The organism is Nocardia sp. NPDC050408, assembly GCF_044458905.1.
GTDB lineage: Bacteria > Actinomycetota > Actinomycetes > Mycobacteriales > Mycobacteriaceae > Nocardia.
The window spans coordinates 933598-949822 of record NZ_JBITIL010000002.1; the positions used below are offsets into that span (position 1 = coordinate 933598).

At 66.6% G+C, this 16225-nt stretch carries 14 protein-coding genes; 2 read left to right on the plus strand and 12 right to left on the minus strand.

The features are described from left to right. Window positions 1-1803 (minus strand): CoA transferase, encoded by a 1803-nt coding sequence (locus tag ACIBJI_RS09075; RefSeq protein WP_397083604.1) that lies wholly within the window; start codon window positions 1801-1803, stop codon window positions 1-3. Beyond that, window positions 1800-2855: an enoyl-CoA hydratase/isomerase family protein gene (locus ACIBJI_RS09080; protein WP_397083606.1), complete on the minus strand. Its 1056-nt coding sequence runs from the start codon at window positions 2853-2855 to the stop codon at window positions 1800-1802. The genes ACIBJI_RS09075 and ACIBJI_RS09080 overlap by 4 nt, the downstream gene beginning before the upstream one ends. 136 nt (window positions 2856-2991) lie before the next feature. Here ACIBJI_RS09080 and ACIBJI_RS09085 point away from each other — a divergent pair, with 136 nt between their 5' ends. After that, window positions 2992-3768 carry an enoyl-CoA hydratase gene (locus tag ACIBJI_RS09085; protein WP_396958139.1) on the plus strand — a complete coding sequence of 259 codons (777 nt, stop codon included), beginning with the start codon at window positions 2992-2994 and terminating at the stop codon, window positions 3766-3768. A 30-nt stretch (window positions 3769-3798) separates the two neighbouring features. On the opposite strand, the gene ACIBJI_RS09090 is transcribed toward ACIBJI_RS09085, so the two are convergent. From ACIBJI_RS09090 to ACIBJI_RS09135, 10 genes are all read right to left on the minus strand, one after another. Next, a complete protein-coding gene (locus ACIBJI_RS09090) occupies window positions 3799-5343 on the minus strand; it encodes a carboxylesterase/lipase family protein (RefSeq protein ID WP_397083608.1) in 1545 nt (514 codons plus the stop codon). A gap of 110 nt (window positions 5344-5453) precedes the next feature. Next, window positions 5454-6509, minus strand: a complete 1056-nt coding sequence (locus tag ACIBJI_RS09095) for a zinc-binding dehydrogenase (RefSeq protein ID WP_364343090.1) — start codon at window positions 6507-6509, stop codon at window positions 5454-5456. Window positions 6510-6885: 376 nt separating this feature from the next. After that, window positions 6886-7611, minus strand: a complete 726-nt coding sequence (locus tag ACIBJI_RS09100; protein WP_364342713.1) for a hypothetical protein — start codon at window positions 7609-7611, stop codon at window positions 6886-6888. 24 nt (window positions 7612-7635) lie between these two features. After that, entirely contained in the window at window positions 7636-8142 is a 507-nt protein-coding gene (locus ACIBJI_RS09105) for a hypothetical protein (RefSeq protein ID WP_397083611.1), read from the minus strand. Window positions 8143-8490: 348 nt separating this feature from the next. Next, window positions 8491-9150, minus strand: coding sequence for a PaaI family thioesterase (locus ACIBJI_RS09110; RefSeq protein ID WP_397083612.1), 660 nt, complete (start codon window positions 9148-9150; stop codon window positions 8491-8493). 52 nt (window positions 9151-9202) lie between these two features. Beyond that, window positions 9203-9568: a hypothetical protein gene (locus ACIBJI_RS09115; protein ID WP_364342722.1), complete on the minus strand. Its 366-nt coding sequence runs from the start codon at window positions 9566-9568 to the stop codon at window positions 9203-9205. After that, window positions 9565-10320 carry an ABC transporter ATP-binding protein gene (locus ACIBJI_RS09120; protein ID WP_396958135.1) on the minus strand — a complete coding sequence of 252 codons (756 nt, stop codon included), beginning with the start codon at window positions 10318-10320 and terminating at the stop codon, window positions 9565-9567. The genes ACIBJI_RS09115 and ACIBJI_RS09120 overlap by 4 nt, the downstream gene beginning before the upstream one ends. After that, window positions 10317-11030 (minus strand): ABC transporter ATP-binding protein, encoded by a 714-nt coding sequence (locus ACIBJI_RS09125; protein ID WP_397083614.1) that lies wholly within the window; start codon window positions 11028-11030, stop codon window positions 10317-10319. The genes ACIBJI_RS09120 and ACIBJI_RS09125 overlap by 4 nt, the downstream gene beginning before the upstream one ends. Then, window positions 11008-13128, minus strand: a complete 2121-nt coding sequence (locus ACIBJI_RS09130) for an ABC transporter permease (RefSeq protein WP_397083616.1) — start codon at window positions 13126-13128, stop codon at window positions 11008-11010. Before ACIBJI_RS09130 ends, ACIBJI_RS09125 begins: the two co-directional genes overlap by 23 nt. Before the next feature lie 15 nt (window positions 13129-13143). After that, the gene (locus tag ACIBJI_RS09135) at window positions 13144-14520 is read right to left on the minus strand and encodes an ABC transporter substrate-binding protein (protein WP_397083619.1); all 1377 of its coding nucleotides are present in this window, start codon (window positions 14518-14520) and stop codon (window positions 13144-13146) included. A gap of 279 nt (window positions 14521-14799) precedes the next feature. On the opposite strand from ACIBJI_RS09135, the gene ACIBJI_RS09140 reads away from it, so the two are divergent. Next, a complete protein-coding gene (locus tag ACIBJI_RS09140) occupies window positions 14800-15984 on the plus strand; it encodes an amidohydrolase family protein (protein WP_364342734.1) in 1185 nt (394 codons plus the stop codon). Window positions 15985-16225: the final 241 nt, after the last annotated feature.

Sequence of the window (16225 nt, forward strand, 5' to 3'; positions counted from 1 at the left end):
TCATGTCCCGCCACCCAGGCGCGGTACCCGCGGGCGCAGCACCCGTTGCGAACGACCGTATCGCGCGCATTCGACAACCCAATCCGCGCCATCGGCGAGTACTCGATGCGGTCCATGGGTGAGCGCGGGGGCCGCAGCAAAGGCGGCGGCGGTGGCCCGCATGGACAGATCAATCAGCTGTCCTCCGCCACCCAGAACGGCACAGCACACCGCAAGGGCAGCACAGATTCCGGTAAGTGGATCGGCGATGGCGTCACCGCAGAACACCGGCTCAGCCCCGTCCCAGCCGACCAGCCCGCCCGCCACCGCGGCGTCATCGCCGAACGCCACCCGCATCGGCTCGGCGCGACCATACCCCGTAAGGCTCAGCCAGACCTGCCCGTCGCGATGCACGCGCTCCCCGGGAGCCAGTCCCAGTTCTGCCAGTGCCCGCGGCCGGGATGCCTCGATCACCACATCCGCGGTGGATATGAGCTCGCGCAGTTTGGCCTGCCCTTCGGGCGTATGGAAGTCGACGGCGAGCTGTTCGTGCCCGTCGTGGAGCCAATCGAAGAACCGGGGATCACCACGGCGTGCGCCATCCGGACGTCGGGTGCTTTCTACCTTGATGACCCGCGCCCCGGCGCGCCCGAGCAGGTGGGCACACAGCGGCCCCGCCCACATCGAGGACAGGTCCACGACCACCGCCCCGTCGAGCCGTGCTCCGACGACCGGTTCGGCGATCCGCCTTGTCTGCCAGGGGGATTGGGGACCCGGCGTCGCGGACGGTGCGGCTGATGGTCCCGCGACAGGACGTACCGCGTCATCGGGCAAATCACTGACAGGGGGCGCAGCAGCAGGCGGCGCAGCAGCAGGCGGCGCAGCAGCAGGCGGCGCAGCAGCAGGCGGCGCAGCAGCAGGCGGCGCAGCAGCAGGCGGCGCAGCAGCGGGACGCGCGTCGGCCGGGCGCCTGGCCGCAGACAGCGCAGCGGCAGGGGGCGCGGCGCCAGGGCGTACGTCAGCGGGAGGACGTGCGTCGGCCGGGCGGACGTCAGCAGGGCGGACGGCGGCAGACGGCGCAGCGGCGGGGTCCACGGCAGCGGGCACCGCGGCGGCAGAGTCCGCGTCGACGGGCACCGCGGCGGGGCGCGCACCAGCGGACGCGGCGGCAGGGGGCGCGGCGCTAGGGAGCGGGTCGGCAGGAAGTGCGGCGGCGGGGCGCGCAGCGGCAGACAGCTCGGTGGCGGCAGGGGGCGCGGCGGCAGGGTGGACAGCGGAGGGTAGCGCGGCGGCGGGAACGCCGAGTAGCTGTGCTCGGTCGGCGAGGTCGGTTGCGGTCCACTCGCGGGCGGCTTCGGTGAGTGTTTCCCAGGGATCGTCGGGCACCGAATCCACGCCGAGGATCGCAGGTATCGAGTCGATGTCGTCTTGGCGGCTCAAGGTGATCGCGCACCAGCCGTCCGAGGTTCGCAGTAATCGACCGGCGCCGCCTGCCGTTTGCTGACCGGCGCGTCGTAGGTTCAGGAGTCCGGCTCGGCCGGTCAGTAACAGCCCTGGGTCGGCTCGGACTTTGGAGCCGACCTCTGCGGTGATTCGCGCCAGGGCCTCGGCAGTCTCGAGGAGTAGTCCGTACGCCGCTGCGGGAGAAAGGGCGGGGGCGCTGTCGCGGCGTCCGGTCAGATCCATGCCGCCGGATGCGGCCCAGGCGAGCGCGGCGCACTCCGGCTGCGTTTCGAGCGGGCGCGACAGGACATCGGACGGGCACAGCGAGCACACCCAATCCCGCAGCACCGCTGCCGTAGCCGAGGTACCCGTTGCGATCACCTCCTCGTCCGTTCGACCGCATCGACCATGCCCCATTCCAACGCGGCCGCCGCCGCCAACCGCTGTTCGGTCAGCATCAACCAGGCGGCGCGCCAGCGACCGATCCGTCGCGGCACGCTGACGGTACCGCCCGCTCCCGGCACCAGGCCCATTCGCACTTCCGGGAATGCGAAGTAGGTGTCGGGGGCAGCGATCACCGTGCCCGCGAAGGCGGCGACCTCCGCGCCCGCCCCGATGCAGGCGCCGTGGGCGCGCACCGTGACGCGCTCCCGAATGCGGTCGATGATCCGCCATGGCGCCCGGTCCAGCCGGACCAGGTACGCGGCCACCAGATCCGTCGCTGTACCGAATTCGTCCAGATCACCGCCGCTGCTGAAAACCGGTCCCGCGCCGTTGATTTCGACTGTGGTGAGCGTGGGGTCGAGGTCCGCCAGGCGCACCGCCTCCAGCAGCTCCTCACGCAGCCGCATGCTGAGTGCGTTGCGGCGTTGCGGGTGATCCAGCGTGATCGTCAGGCGCTCGTCGTCGCGGGAGGTCCGGACCAATGGATGCGATGGTGGTTCGACCGTGCGCGGCGCGCCACGCTCGACCAGCCAACGCTCGAATTCGGTGCCGCCGAGGAGCATCGAGTACACCGCCGCCTCCGCCGCCAGCGCGGGCACGGTCGGCAATCGCACCGTCTGGCGCAGCAGCTGCCCGCAGGCAACGGCCGCGCGCGGTGAACGCCGCACCGCCCCCCGTAACAGATCGAGCGCGGCATCGACATCGTCCACCACGACGGCCTGCGGCAGCGAACTCGCCGTGGCATCCGTCGCGACGGTAAGTGTGGCCGCCTCCAGCAGCGGCGCAAGGCCCGGTGTCACAGGGCCGCGCAGCACCCCGATCACCAGCGGTAGTGCCTGATTCATCCGTTCGATGGTCCGGGCGATTCGGTCCGGTGTTTCTGTGCCGAATGCGTCCAGCGAGACCACCACCATGGGTGCGGTCGGAGTTCCGTCCGCGGTGAGTTCCACCGCGAACTCGTCGAACAGATCGATCTCCGAATCCGGCATAGCTAAAAACTAACCGTGCCGGCGAGACGGGCCAACTGCATCGACGCTCCAGTGGACATGGCCGCATTCGACCGGAAAGAGTATACCTAATCTGGTTAGATTAGCTCAGATCCGATCTCGACCCGGAAGGCCGACAATGCCCGACCAGCCCGATGTCCTCGTGGAACGAACCGACGCGATCGTGCGGCTGACCCTCAACCGCCCCGAACGGCTCAACGCCCTCAACACCGACATGATGAACGAGGCCGCGGCGGTCATCGAAAAACTCGGCGACGATTCGACTGTTCGGGTATTCGTGCTGACCGGCAACGGGCGGGCCTTCAGTTCGGGAGCGGATCTTTCCAACTCGGCCAGCAACGGTCCACAGGTCGCGACCCTCGATGCGGCGAACCGATTGATCCGCGCCCTGCGCGCCGCACCACAACCCGTGCTCGCCGCGATCAACGGCCCTGCCGTCGGCGTCGGCTGCTCACTGGCCCTGGCCGCGGATATCACCGTCGCCCGCGAATCCGCCTATCTCCTGCTCGCCTTCGCCAATATCGGCCTGATGCCCGATGGCGGCGCTACCGCTCTGGTCCCGAGTCTGATCGGATATGCCCGCGCCGCACGCATGGCCATGCTGGCCGAGCGCATTCCCGCACCGGTGGCGGCCGAATGGGGCTTGATCGGCCAGTTCGTGCCCGATGACGACTACGATGCCGAAATCGCAAGGCTGACAACCAAGCTCGCCGATGGGCCGACGGCGGCATATACCCGCACCAAGCGCGCGTTCAATGCGATGGCCCTCGCCCAACTGGAGCAGGCACTCGATCTGGAGCGCGAAGGCCAGTCCGCTCTCTTCGAGACCGCTGATGTCGCCGAGGGTATCGCGGCATTCAAAGCCAAACGCGCGCCGGGCTTCATCGGCCGCTGATTACCCGAGAGCGGTGCTCGTCGCCGTCGGCTACCGCTGACCACGAAGAGGCAGCGCGGAGAAGACGTGGTCGCGCCACAGACTTCGGGAGGTTTCCTCTGGATAAGGGGCGACCGAAGGGTGCACATCGAGGATATGGGTCAGACGCTGCTCGGGATCATAAGCGGCCCAACCTGGTTCGCCCGTCCTGGCGAACCCGCTCCAGCGCGCACGGATATAGGCCGACAGTTCCCGCGCTTCGGCCGACGGTTCGGGACCGAGCAGCAGCGGGCCGAGCTGGGCACCGAAGGCGGCGAACAACAGCGGTCCGTCGAGCCCGTGGCAGGCGCGCAGGACACCGCCGTTTCCGGGTGCGTGCCAGGTCAGCTCGTACATATAGGCTCGGCCACCGCCTGCGGCCTGGGCATCGGCCAAGTGCAGCGCGGGCATCCGGAACAGCCAGTCCGTCTGAACCAGTTCGAACAGTTCCTCCGGTCCGGCGCAGGGGAATGCCGTACGGTACGCGTCCGCACCGTCGGATCCCGGGCCGAACACCTGCAGCGCATCGGCCGCCTGCGTGTCATCGATCGTGCCGAGTTGGCCGCCGAGGGCGAGGAACAGCCGGAATTCGTCCCGGTTGTGCCCAATGACCACCGTGACGTCGCGGGCAGAGCCGCCGGCGAGCGCTTGCCACGGCGCCTTCGGCAGTACCTCGCCGTCGACCACGGGCGAGAACGCGGTAATAGTGTGGGCCACCGCACCCCATCGCTCGTACTGCCGCATCGATGCGCCGACTTCGGCTCCCGCGTCGGTCAACTGCCGTGGATCCACACCCGACAGGTCCGCCACCGTCGGTCGCAGGCCGACGTGCGCGGCGATGGCCCTCGCGATATCGGTGCCGAGCTCATCGGAGAAAAAGGTGCCCGGCATGCTCTGCAGGATCGCTTGCCGAAACAGTCCGGCCGCCCTCGGCATGGCGAGCAGCGCCGCGATGGACCCTGCCCCAGCGGATTCCCCGCAGACGGTGACCTGATCGGGATCCCCGCCGAATGCGGTGATGTTCTCCCGCACCCACTCGAGGGCGGCGACTTGGTCGAGCAGACCGCGGTTGGCTGGTGCGCCGTCGATGCGCGCGAAGCCCTCGATACCGACCCGGTAGTTCAGCGTGACGACAACGAGGTCGCCGTCCCGCGCGATGTGTTGCGCGTCGTAGCCGGGACTGCCGGAGAAACCGAGCTTGTATGCGCCGCCGTAGATCCACACCAGCACCGGCCGACATGCAGCCGGATCGGGATCGGGTGTCCAGACGTTCACCGTGAGCCAGTCGTCGCCGTCCGGCAGCGCGACAGTGCCGGAGCGGTTACCGAACGAGGTTTCCTGCGGCGGCGGTGGGCCGAATTCGAAGGCGTCCCGGACACCGTCCCACTTCGCGACCGGCTGCGGTGCCGCGAAGCGCGCGGTACCGATCGGTGGTTGCGCGAAAGGGATCCCACGGAAGACGACCACGTCGTGCTCCCATCGACCACGGACCGACCCCGCGGCGGTGCGCACTGTGGGCTCGGCGTGTTCGGACGGTCGCGCCGTAACTTCGGTCATTCACAGTCCTTGTCGATCGGACGGGAGAGTAGTTCTCGAATTGAAGAATGCTATTTCGCAGGTCGATGGCCCACCAGCGTCGTTACCGTCCAGCGGGAGCACACTGCGGCTCACTCGTAGGTGACGACCACCTTTTCCGCCGCGCCCGGGGTGAGGGCCAATTCGAAGGCCTTCTGCACGTCGGAGAAGGGCACCTGGTGACTGATGAGCCGGGCGAAGCGGTCGGCGTGCTCGGCGATTTCGGAAGTCACTTCGAAGATCTCGGAGGGGTAGCCCTGGGAGCCGATGATGGTCATCTCATTACGCAGGATGGCACCCAGGTCGATCGGTTCGGGCCGCTTGTGCACGGCGACGGTAACCAGCTTGGCACCCCACTTGCCGTTGGCGAGTGCGGTATTGACGACAGCGGCGACGCCTGCCGCATCGATGTAGATGTCGGTGTCGGGGCGCGGTGCGCCGAGGGCATTGCGACCGTGACCGTGCAGTTCACCGAGACGGGCAGCGACATCCTCGGTGGCGGAGTTGATGACCGCGTCGGCCCCGACCGCGAGCGCGGTGTCGAGCCTCGAGGCAATCACGTCGGCGACGACGACGTGCTCGACACCGCGCAGCTTCAGCCAGATCACCGCACCCAGCCCGATCGGGCCCGCACCGAAGACGATCGCCTTATCACCGGGCTCGGCCTCGGAGCGGTTCACCGCATGCCGCGATACAGCCATCGGCTCGTTGAGCGCGGCCACGGCGAAGGGCACGGAATCCGGCACGATGGCGACGCTGGAGCCGACCTCGGCATTCTCGATGAGCAGATATTCGCTCATACCGCCCAGCGGTCCGCCGCAACCGATGATGCCCGACGGGGCGGCCTGCGGATTGACCACGACGTGATCACCCACTCGCAGTCCGGTGACGTCCGCGCCGACCTCGACGATCTCGCCTGCGGGTTCGTGGCCGAGCACCACCGGCCGCATCTGGTCCGGCGTCAGAGCCTCGGCCTTGACCTGTGGCCCGAGCACCTTGGGCATACCACCCATGTGCACGAAAGTCGCGTCGGTACCGCAGATTCCACACGCCCGGATCCGCACCAGCACATCCGCGGGGCCGGGCGTCGGGAGCTGCTGCTCGACCACCGTGACCGCGCCTGGTGTGCTGGTCTGAACCGACTTCATCGTTGCCATGCTGGCTGTCCTCTCTGGATATCGGCTCGGTGCGAGGCCGACGGGTTCGTTGAGATCAACAATGCCGTCGCCGCAGGAGGGAGCCCAGGGAGTGCGGTCCCGAAATGATGGTGTACCTGGGTCCACCACCACCCCGTAACTCAGGTCGATCGCTGGGCGAGCACTTTTCGGATTCAGTCGTCGGTCTCGATCACAGACCGGAACCGACCTACCGACCCGCGAGCCGCCGCACCGGCGAGTTCGCGGATGGCGAGCGGCGGGGAACGACGACACCCCGGGTCTCGAGGAACCAGCGCGGTCGCGGCACCGGCGGGGCGATCATCGGAGCACAGCCGGTGAACGCCCCGCTGGTAACTGCGTGCGGGGATTACGAATGGGCGGGAGCCGCAGGTGCATCGGTGGCGTGCTGAGCCTGCAGCTGGTTGTACTTCTGCGTTCCGGCAGCGAGACCGACCGGGATGGCCAGGGCGAGACCGCCGACCGTGGCTCCGAAGCCGCCCACCGCGACCGCACCGATCAGGCAGGTCGCCGCGAGCGCGGGGACCGTCAGCGTGCCCGCCGACATGAGCGTCATCAGGGTGCCGCCGGTCGCCATGCCGAACGGACAGCCCACCACCGCGCCGATCACCGAACCCACCGCGGAACCCACCGCGAAGGCGGCACCCATATGCGGATTCGCAGCCTCGACAGCCTGGTTGAAGTTCGACATGGGGTCACCCGCCACCGGCGCCGCGGCCGCGGTGACCGGAAGCGCCGCAGGTGTGGCGCTCGAGTCGGGGACAGCCGGTGCCGAAGTGGCGTCGTCCTGAATGGGAGCTCCGGCGACCGTCCGGCCCGTGGCATCACGGACATCGAATTGGCCCTGTTGCATGACTACAGTGCCGAACGGCGTACTGAGCACCGACTTTCCGGTGGCGAGATCGTCGCTGAAATGCACGCCGGGCGCTACGTCCGTGGTGACGGATTGATTCTGCTGGGCATCGACGGCGACCGTGGTATCCGCGTCGGCGCGCGCGGTACCAGCGGCGATCGCGACCGCTGCCGCGGTCAAGGTGGTGACGGCCACGCCACGAGTCTTGAGGTTCATTGTCATCTATCTCCTGGGTCGGGTGTAGAGCTACTGGGCCGAATCGGGATTCGGGACCTCTTGCGCGATCAGTCCCTTGGAATGCAGCGAGTTGTATTGCTGGCCAAGGGCATTGCTCATCGCGGGTGAGCCGGTGACGATGCTGCCGACGGTCCCGCCCAGGAAGCCGAGGGTGCTCGCACCGATGATGCAGCCGCCGACGATCCCTACCGGTGTCAATACGGCCGTCGGGAGCGTGAGGGCTCCGCCGGTCACCGCACCCAATGGGCACCCGACCAGCACACCGATCGTCGTCCCGACCACCCGGCCGGCCGTGGAATCGCTGGCGAAGGCGCCAGTGATCGAGGTGAACGCGTTCAGGTACTCCTGCCCGGGATCTATGGGCGCCGCACCGGGCTGCTGCTGGGAACTATCGACTACCGCGGCGGTGGACGGGGTAGTCGCCTGGTCCGGTTCGGCGGTTGCGGTTCCGGCGCAAATCGTGCTGGCCACGATCGCGACGGCCGCCCATCCGGCCGCTTTGGGTATCTGATGCATGTTGCTGCCTCACTGATATTCGAGCTGGAAAAAAGAGAGAATCACGATCTCACAGAAAGAGAATGCCAAGGCGACTAAGGGCGCAGCCAAGGAATAGAAAGGCGTCATGCCCGCATGCAAGATCGGCATGGCTATGCACCACTGGGCACGGACAGGCTGATACACGTCGGCTGAGGCGGTTCACAACTTCTACCCCTCAGCGGTTCTGCCGGTGAACGGCCACCGCGGCGAGGTTCCTCATCTGCGGGATAACTTCCTTCTGCACTGCGCGAATCTCTCTCTCCATATGGAGAATGTCATTCTTACAACGGATGCGGGCAGCCAGAGGGGTTTTGCGAATATTGGCGACTACTGCTGTCCGGGCCGCAAGGTGAGGAATAGTGCGCGCGCCTCGGCGCACAACCGGTCGCCGTCGCGCAGGGTCGCGACCAAGAAGATCTTGCGCGCCTCCTGCCGCTCGACCCTGGCACGAATGGTCAGCTCCGTGTCGAGCGGGGTAATGGATCGGTAGTCGACGGTCAGTGATGCGGTGCGGATCGCCGCCCCCGAATAGGCGACCCCACTCATGCCGAGCACGGTATCGAAGGCGAGCGCGATATGACCGCCGTGCACCGCCGAATTGCCGCCGACATGGAACCGGCGGAAGGTAATTCGAGCCGACACACCGTCGCGGTCGGAGCGATCGACGACGAACGGCGGCAGGGTGATGTTGCCGTTCGCGGGCACGTCGGGTCGGACCCAACCGGGCACCGACCACTCATCGACCAGGACCGTGTCCAACAGGCCGTTGAGTTCCTTCAGCGCCGTGATGGCCTCCAATGCCACGTCATCGGAAGGGGAGGCCAGTCGAACACGGTCCATCAGTCCCCGAACCTGTTCGATGAACTCGCCGTAATGCGGACCGCCACGGGAGATGTCGGGCGTGCGATCCACCGACTGAGACCGCGCCGGCCGAAACCCACCTTCGTGGTGCTCCTCGGTGGGCAACGGCTCCAGGCTCTCATTCATGAGAATTACATTATCGTCCGGTGCCGCGGCACCACGGACCGCTGCCGCCACACTAGGGAGCGGCGGCACCGTCGTGGGTGATCGCCTTTCCGTTCAACCGGTCCCCCAGCTGGGCGAGATCGTAGGACTGTCTGGCCAGCCAGAAGCGCAAGAATCCGGTCAGCGAATACCGTAGGAACAGCGCCGATCCCACCACGCTCGCGGCCACGCCGCCGATTGCGAGGGTTATCGCATCGCGTTGCGCCAGTGGGTCTTTGGTACCGTGCGACATGAAGTAGGCCAGCACGGCCAGCACCAGGCCGAGCACCATCAGGGTCACGCCGGCGCGCAGCCACAGCACGGCCCGCCCGGCAGCGGGATCGGGAATCTTGGCTTCACTGAGTTCGCGGACGAATCGGTCCGCGCGTGTTTCGGTCATTCGGAACTTCCTAAGTAGAGGGCCGCCAATTCGTCGCGGATACCGCTGTCGGGGTGGCCATGTTTTTCGATGCGACCGCGCACCAGCACGGCCGCGTGGTCGGCGATATCCAGCACCGCCGCGGCGAACTGCTCGACGACCAGGACGGCCACGCCCTGCCGGGCGATTTCAGCGACCTGCTCGTAGAGCTGGCCGACCACCAGCGGCGCCAACCCCATCGACAACTCGTCGAGCATGAGTACCGCCGGATCGGTGGCCAGGCCGCGGGCCAGCGCGAGCATCTGCTGTTCACCGCCGGACATGGTGCCCGCCGTCTGATCGGCCCGCTTCCCGAGAATCGGGAATCGGGTGAAGGCGATCTCCTGGATCTCCTCACGGGAGCGGCCCGTGAAGGTCATCATCAGCAGGTTGTCGCGCACCGACAGGTTGGGAAAGACACCGCGCCCCTCCGGGATCAGGCAGACCCCGGCCCTGGCCAGGTCGCGCGGGTGGGCACCGGTCATATCCCGTCCACCCAACCGCAGTTGGCCGGAGGCGACCGGATGGACACCGGCGGCGACCTGCAGGGTGGTGGTCTTGCCCGCGCCGTTCGGCCCGAGCAGAGCGACCACCTGACCCGCGACGACGCTCAGATCGATACCGTGCAGCACCGTGATCGCGTCATAGGCCGCGCGCACCTCGCGCAGTTCCAATAGTGGGGCGGCGGCAAGATCGGTTGTCGCCGTGGCTGTTTCGATGCTGTCCACAGTCATGCCGCCCCCAGATAGGCCGCGAGCACGGTTTCGTCGCGCCGGATCACCTCGGGTGGTCCGGCGGCGATGACCTTGCCGAGGTCGAGCACATAGACCTCGTCACAGACATTCATGACCAAGCCCATATCGTGTTCGACCAGCAGCACCGCCGTGCCGTCGGCGGCCAGCGAACGCAGTAGCGCCGCGAATCGTTCGGTCTCGCTTCGGTCCTGACCGGCGGCGGGTTCATCGAGCAGGATGAGCTCGGGTCGCGCGGCCAGCGCCCGGCCCACCTCGATCAATCGGCCAGTTCCCGTTGGTAGCGCATCGGCACTGCTGTCGGCGACTTCGCGCAGATCCAACCGTTCGATGATCTCGTCGACGACCCGGGCGCCGTGCCGACGCTGCGGACCGAGTTCCGCGGCGACCAGCAGATTGTCACGAACACTCAACCGGCCGAACAATTCCAGACGCTGGAAGGTGCGAGCCATCCCGAGCCGAGCACGACGGGCCGTGCCGAGTCGGGTGACATCGCGCCCATTGATGAGCACGCTCCCCGAGGCCGGTTTACGCAGACCGCAGATCACATCGAAGAATGTGCTCTTGCCTGCACCGTTCGGCCCGATCAAGCCGGTGACCCGACCGGCTTCGGCCACCAACCCGGCGCCATCGAGCGCGCGGTGGCCCCCGAAGATGACGCTCACATCCTCAACTCGCAGCAGCGGTGGCACGGCCCAACACCTCCTCGTCCTGTGTGCGCCATGGTCGCCGAATCCCCCACCATTCGAGCGGCACTTCGGGTTCGGCGGCCACGCGCTGCTGCCGCGCGATCCAGACGCGGGCACCGATCACCATGAGCACCAGGCCGAAGAAGAAATGCCAGCCGGTGATCACATCAGCAACTCGAAGCACCCACAGCAGCACCGAGGCGACCAGCACCACCGGCCCCACCACGCGATCGCGGAACATCGGCAGCCATTCCTCCCGCATGGTGGCAATCGCACCCTGACCGAGCATGCCGCCCGCGAAGGCGATACCGCCGAGCGACGGCAACACCTGCGACAGGTTCAACAGCGATGGCCACAGCACCGGAATCACCAGCAGCGGCCCGGCATACGCGACACCGGCGAAGAAGCCACTGCCGACCGCGCCGAGACCGGCGATCACCACGATCAGGAAGATCGGCAATCCGGACACCAGGTTGAAGTGATCGGAGGTGACCGCACGCAACTGCATGCCGTACAGCGCACCGCCGAGTCCGGCGATCGCCGCCGAGAGCGCGAACACCAGCACCTTCGCCATCAACAGATTGCCACCGAGGGTCGCGTAGGCGGCCTCACTGTCACGCATCGCGATCAATCGCCGCCCGAACCGGCTGCGCCGCAACATCGCAATCGCGAAGCTCGCCATCGCGAGGCATACCGCCGCGAATACGGTCACCTGGGCGGTGCTGTCGAGATGCCAGCCGAACAGTCGTGGCCCGACCAGATTCAGCGAACCCTGTTCGAAGAAGGTGATCTTCACGCCGAATATGTGCACGGTCGGCAAGGTGAAGACCCACCGGTCCAGGACGACGGAGAAGGCCACCGTCGCCAGAGCCAGGTAGACCCCGGACAGCCGCAGCGCGGGCAATGCGATCACCGCACCCACCGCACCCGCGACCGCCATTGCCAGCAGCAATGCCCACCATTGCCCGTCCGCGCCGTACTGGGCATAGATGACCGCCCCGACTCCGGCGATGCTGAGTTGGCACAGCGAGATCTGCCCGGCGTATCCGGCCAATGGCACGAACGACAATCCGATCACGCCGAAAGCGAAGATCTGCCCGTAGGTGATCAGATCGGCCTCACCGAGCACGGTGGCCAGCACCACGCCCAGCGCCACGACCACCGCCGCGAAGGCGGCCGATCCCGAAATCGTCGGCAGCGGAACCGGACTGAGCCGCCGATCGCGCCCGCGCAGCCGTCCGTGCGGGAACAGCAGCAGCGCGATGAACAACAACAGCGCGGGCGCGGCCAGCCGCAGGCCCGGCAAATATTCGTTCTGCGGCAGATAGCCGGTGAGGTAGCTCTCCAGACAGCCGACCACAATCGCACCGAGGAAGGTCATCGGCAGGCTGCGCAACCGACCGAAGATCGCCGCGGTGTAGGCGCTGACGATCAGCAGCGACAGCTGGGGGGCATCGAGCGCGACGGTCGGCGCCACCAGAATGCCGCCGATCGCCGCCAACTCGATGCCCAGAATCCACGCCACTCGGTTCGCCCGCCGCGGGTCGGCGCCGGTCAAACCGACGAGCGCACGATCGTCGACCGTGGCCCGCATCTCGGCCCCGGTCCTGGTGCGGTACAACAGGATCCGCAGGCCAAAGGCCACCGCGATCGCGACCACCATCGTCAATGCCTGATGCCAGGTGACGGTGACGACGCCGAAGTGCAGCGGTCGCTGTTCGTCGAAGAACTTCGGCAGGGTGCGGGCCGTGTTGGGGTCCCACACCCATTGGGCGAGCAGGATCAGACCACTCAGTAGGGCAATGGTCATCACCAACTTCTCCGCGTCACCGAGGCCCTGGGTCGGGGCCAACGCCCACGCGAAGACCAGGCCGAACAGCGGCGCGAATACCAGCAGTACCGCGGCGATCGCCAGCGGCGCCGGCACACCCCAGCCGATATGCAACTGCCAGTACACGAACGCCGACACCATGCCCGCCGCACCGTGCGCGAAATTGAATACGCCGGTGGTGGTGTAGGTGAGCACCAGGCCGCTGCCGATGATCGCGTAGATCGCCGCGGTGCTCAGCCCGACGATGCCGAAGGCGAGGAATTGCTCCATTGCCGAACGACTCCGCTACTTGAAGTCGTTGATGCTGAGTCCGACGTCGGCGAGGGTCAGACCCTTGCCGTAGTCGTTCTTGTACACGTAGGCGTTCATATCGCAGCGGTACGGGCCGTTATCGGGCTTGAATTCCGCGGGCTGCCGCCAGCCCTGCGGTGTTGCCTGCACGATGTTGTAGCACTTCGGCAGTGCTCCCCCGGTCGACCGCACATCCGCTGGTGCCTGCAGACCGCCCGCGGTCCACACCGTCTCCTTGGTTGCGGCGTCGTACACGCACTTGCGGGTCAACTGGTCACCGCAGCCCGCCGCCGATTTGGCGAAAAGCAGCCACGCGGAGAACGCACGCAGTACCGGGTAGGTGACATCCTTACCGGGGGCGTACTTGGCGAACAGGTCCTTCACCAGCTTGACGGTCGGTACCGTCGCGCCCGCCTCGACCGGCGCGATGCCGGCCAGATCGGCGAAATTGTTCTGTCCCGCAAGGGATTTGCCGCCCAGCTCCAGGAACTGCGAGTTGTAGGCGTTGCTGTTGGCGTCAATCCAGTCCAGCTTGTAATCCATCCCGGTCAGCACATCCTCCAGCTTGGCCAGGCTGCGGAAATCGCCGAGGAAGAGCAGTCCTTTGACGCCCTTGCTCTTGATCGACTGCGCGTACGGTGTCCAGTCCGCGACGCCGGTGGCCGGATAGAGCTCGTTGTAGACGACCGACGCGTTCATCGCGGTCATCGATTCCTGGAATTTGGGCACCATCACCTTGGTCGACGGCGAATCGCCGGTGATGATGCCGACCGCACCGGCGGAGGCCGGATAGGTGGTGATCAGCCACTGGTGGTAGCCGGTGTAGGGGTTGTACGGGCGAGATGCCGACGCCCCGGACCCGGAAGCCTGCAGGTCGGACCCGGTGTTCTTGACGTCGACTACCTGCGCCGGAAAGTCCGGCAGCAGGCACTTCAACCGATCCTCGGTGCCGAGCGAATCCAGCGCGGCGCCGCCACCGACCAGCGCGAAGTCCTCGCGGCAGGCCTCGATCATCCGCTGGCGGACTTCCCTGAGCTTCGCATCACGCACGGTGGCCACCAGCTTGCGCCCGCCGATACCGCCGGCGGCATTGCACCAGGAGGTGAAAACGTTTGCCGCATCGACGAATTCGGTGTTCTTGGTGAACCCGACGTCACTGAAGACACCGACCTCGAGCTCGCCCGCGGTCACGCCCTGCGCGGGCGAACTCGATGGCTTGCCGCCCTGGCAGACATTCTTCAGATCACCGAAGTCGCCCGACGCAGTCGAGCTGGTGGTGTTGGTGCCCTCGACTTCTTCACCACCACGACTACAGCCGGCCGCCAGCAGCGTGGCTGCCAGCAGAGCAACGAGTATTCGCTGCGATTTCACGTTTCCTCCTCTACGGACGCCACCGCCGCACCGATCCGAGATCGGTCGAGGCCGAGTCCTTGTTCTACATCGAGCGGCGCCCCACCGGATCTGGCGCTCTCGCCGCTGGGAAGGCAGCTTCCCATATTTAGAGAATTAAGGTCACTGATTCGGGAAATGTGTTCTACGTCGACCTTCCGTATCGCGCGACCAAGCCGACCCTGCGGCGACCGTCCCACGACCGATTGCCACCGACCGAGAATGAGAATAAGATTCTCGCAAATAGCGAAGGAGGATTTCATGTCGGCACAAACTCCGCTGCCGTATCCGCTGTTCGACGCGGACAACCACCTGTACGAGACCAAGGAAGCACTGACTCGCCACCTACCCAAGCGGTACGAGGGCATCATCCAGTACGTCGAGGTCAACGGCCGGACCAAGATCGCGGTACGGGGGCAGATCAGCCAGTACATCCCCAATCCCACCTTCTCGGTGGTTGCGCGTCCGGGCGCCATGGAGGACTACTTCAAGAACGGCAACCCGGAGGGCAAGAGCCGCCGCGAGATCTTCGGCGAGCCGATGAAGGCCATCGACGCCTTCCGTGAGCCCGGGCCGCGCCTGGCGCTCATGGACGAGCTGAAGGTCGACCGGAGCTTGATGTTCCCTACCCTGGCCAGCCTGGTGGAGGAGCGCCTGCGCGATGATCCGGAAGCCATCCACGCCATCGTGCACGCACTCAACCAGTGGATGCACGAGACCTGGTCGTTCAACTACAAGGACCGGATCTTCGCGGTTCCGGTGATCACCCTGCCGATCGTCGAGGAGGCCATCAGGGAACTGGAGTGGGTGGTCGAGCACGGCGCCAAGGCCATTCTGATCCGCCCCGCTCCGGTGCCGGGCTTCCGCGGTCCGCGCTCCTTCGCGCTGCCGGAATTCGATCCGTTCTGGAAGCGGGTGGTCGAGCTGGGCGTCGCGGTGACCATGCACACCTCCGACAGCGGCTACGCCCGCTACACCCAGGAATGGGACGGTGCCAACGCCGAGATGCTGCCCTTCGTCACCAATGCATTCAGCATGGTCAACGAATGGCGGCCCGTGGAGGACGCCGTGACCTCACTGCTGTGCCACGGTGCGCTGCTGCGGCATCCGGATCTGAAGGTAGCCATCATCGAAAGCGGCGCCGCCTGGCTGGGCCCGCTCATGAACAAACTGTCCGAAACCTTCAAGAAGGCGCCCGAAGGCTTCGGCATGCAGAACCCGATCGAAACCATCAAAAACCAGATCTTCGTCAGTCCCTTCTACGAGGAGGGAGTGAGCGACCTGATCGATCTCATCGGCGTGGATCGGGTGCTGTTCGGATCCGACTACCCGCACCCCGAAGGCCTGGCCCAGCCCACGCACTTCGCCGACATGCTCACCCATCTGCCGGTCGAGGATCAGGCCAAGATCATGGGCGGCAACCTGGCGGGTCTGCTCGGCGTATGAGTGGTCAGGCCCGGAGACGGCAGCGAAGCATAACCACGCAGGGCCCCACACATACGCCCAAAAGGCACAGCGTATGAGTGGTCAGGCCCGGAGACGGCAGCGAAGCGTAACCACGCAGGGCCCCAGTCATACGCCCAAAAGGCACAGCGTATGAGTGGTCAGGCCCGGAGACGGCAGCGAAGCATAACCACGCAGGGCCCCACACATACGCCCAAAAGGCACAGCGTATGAGTGGTCAGGC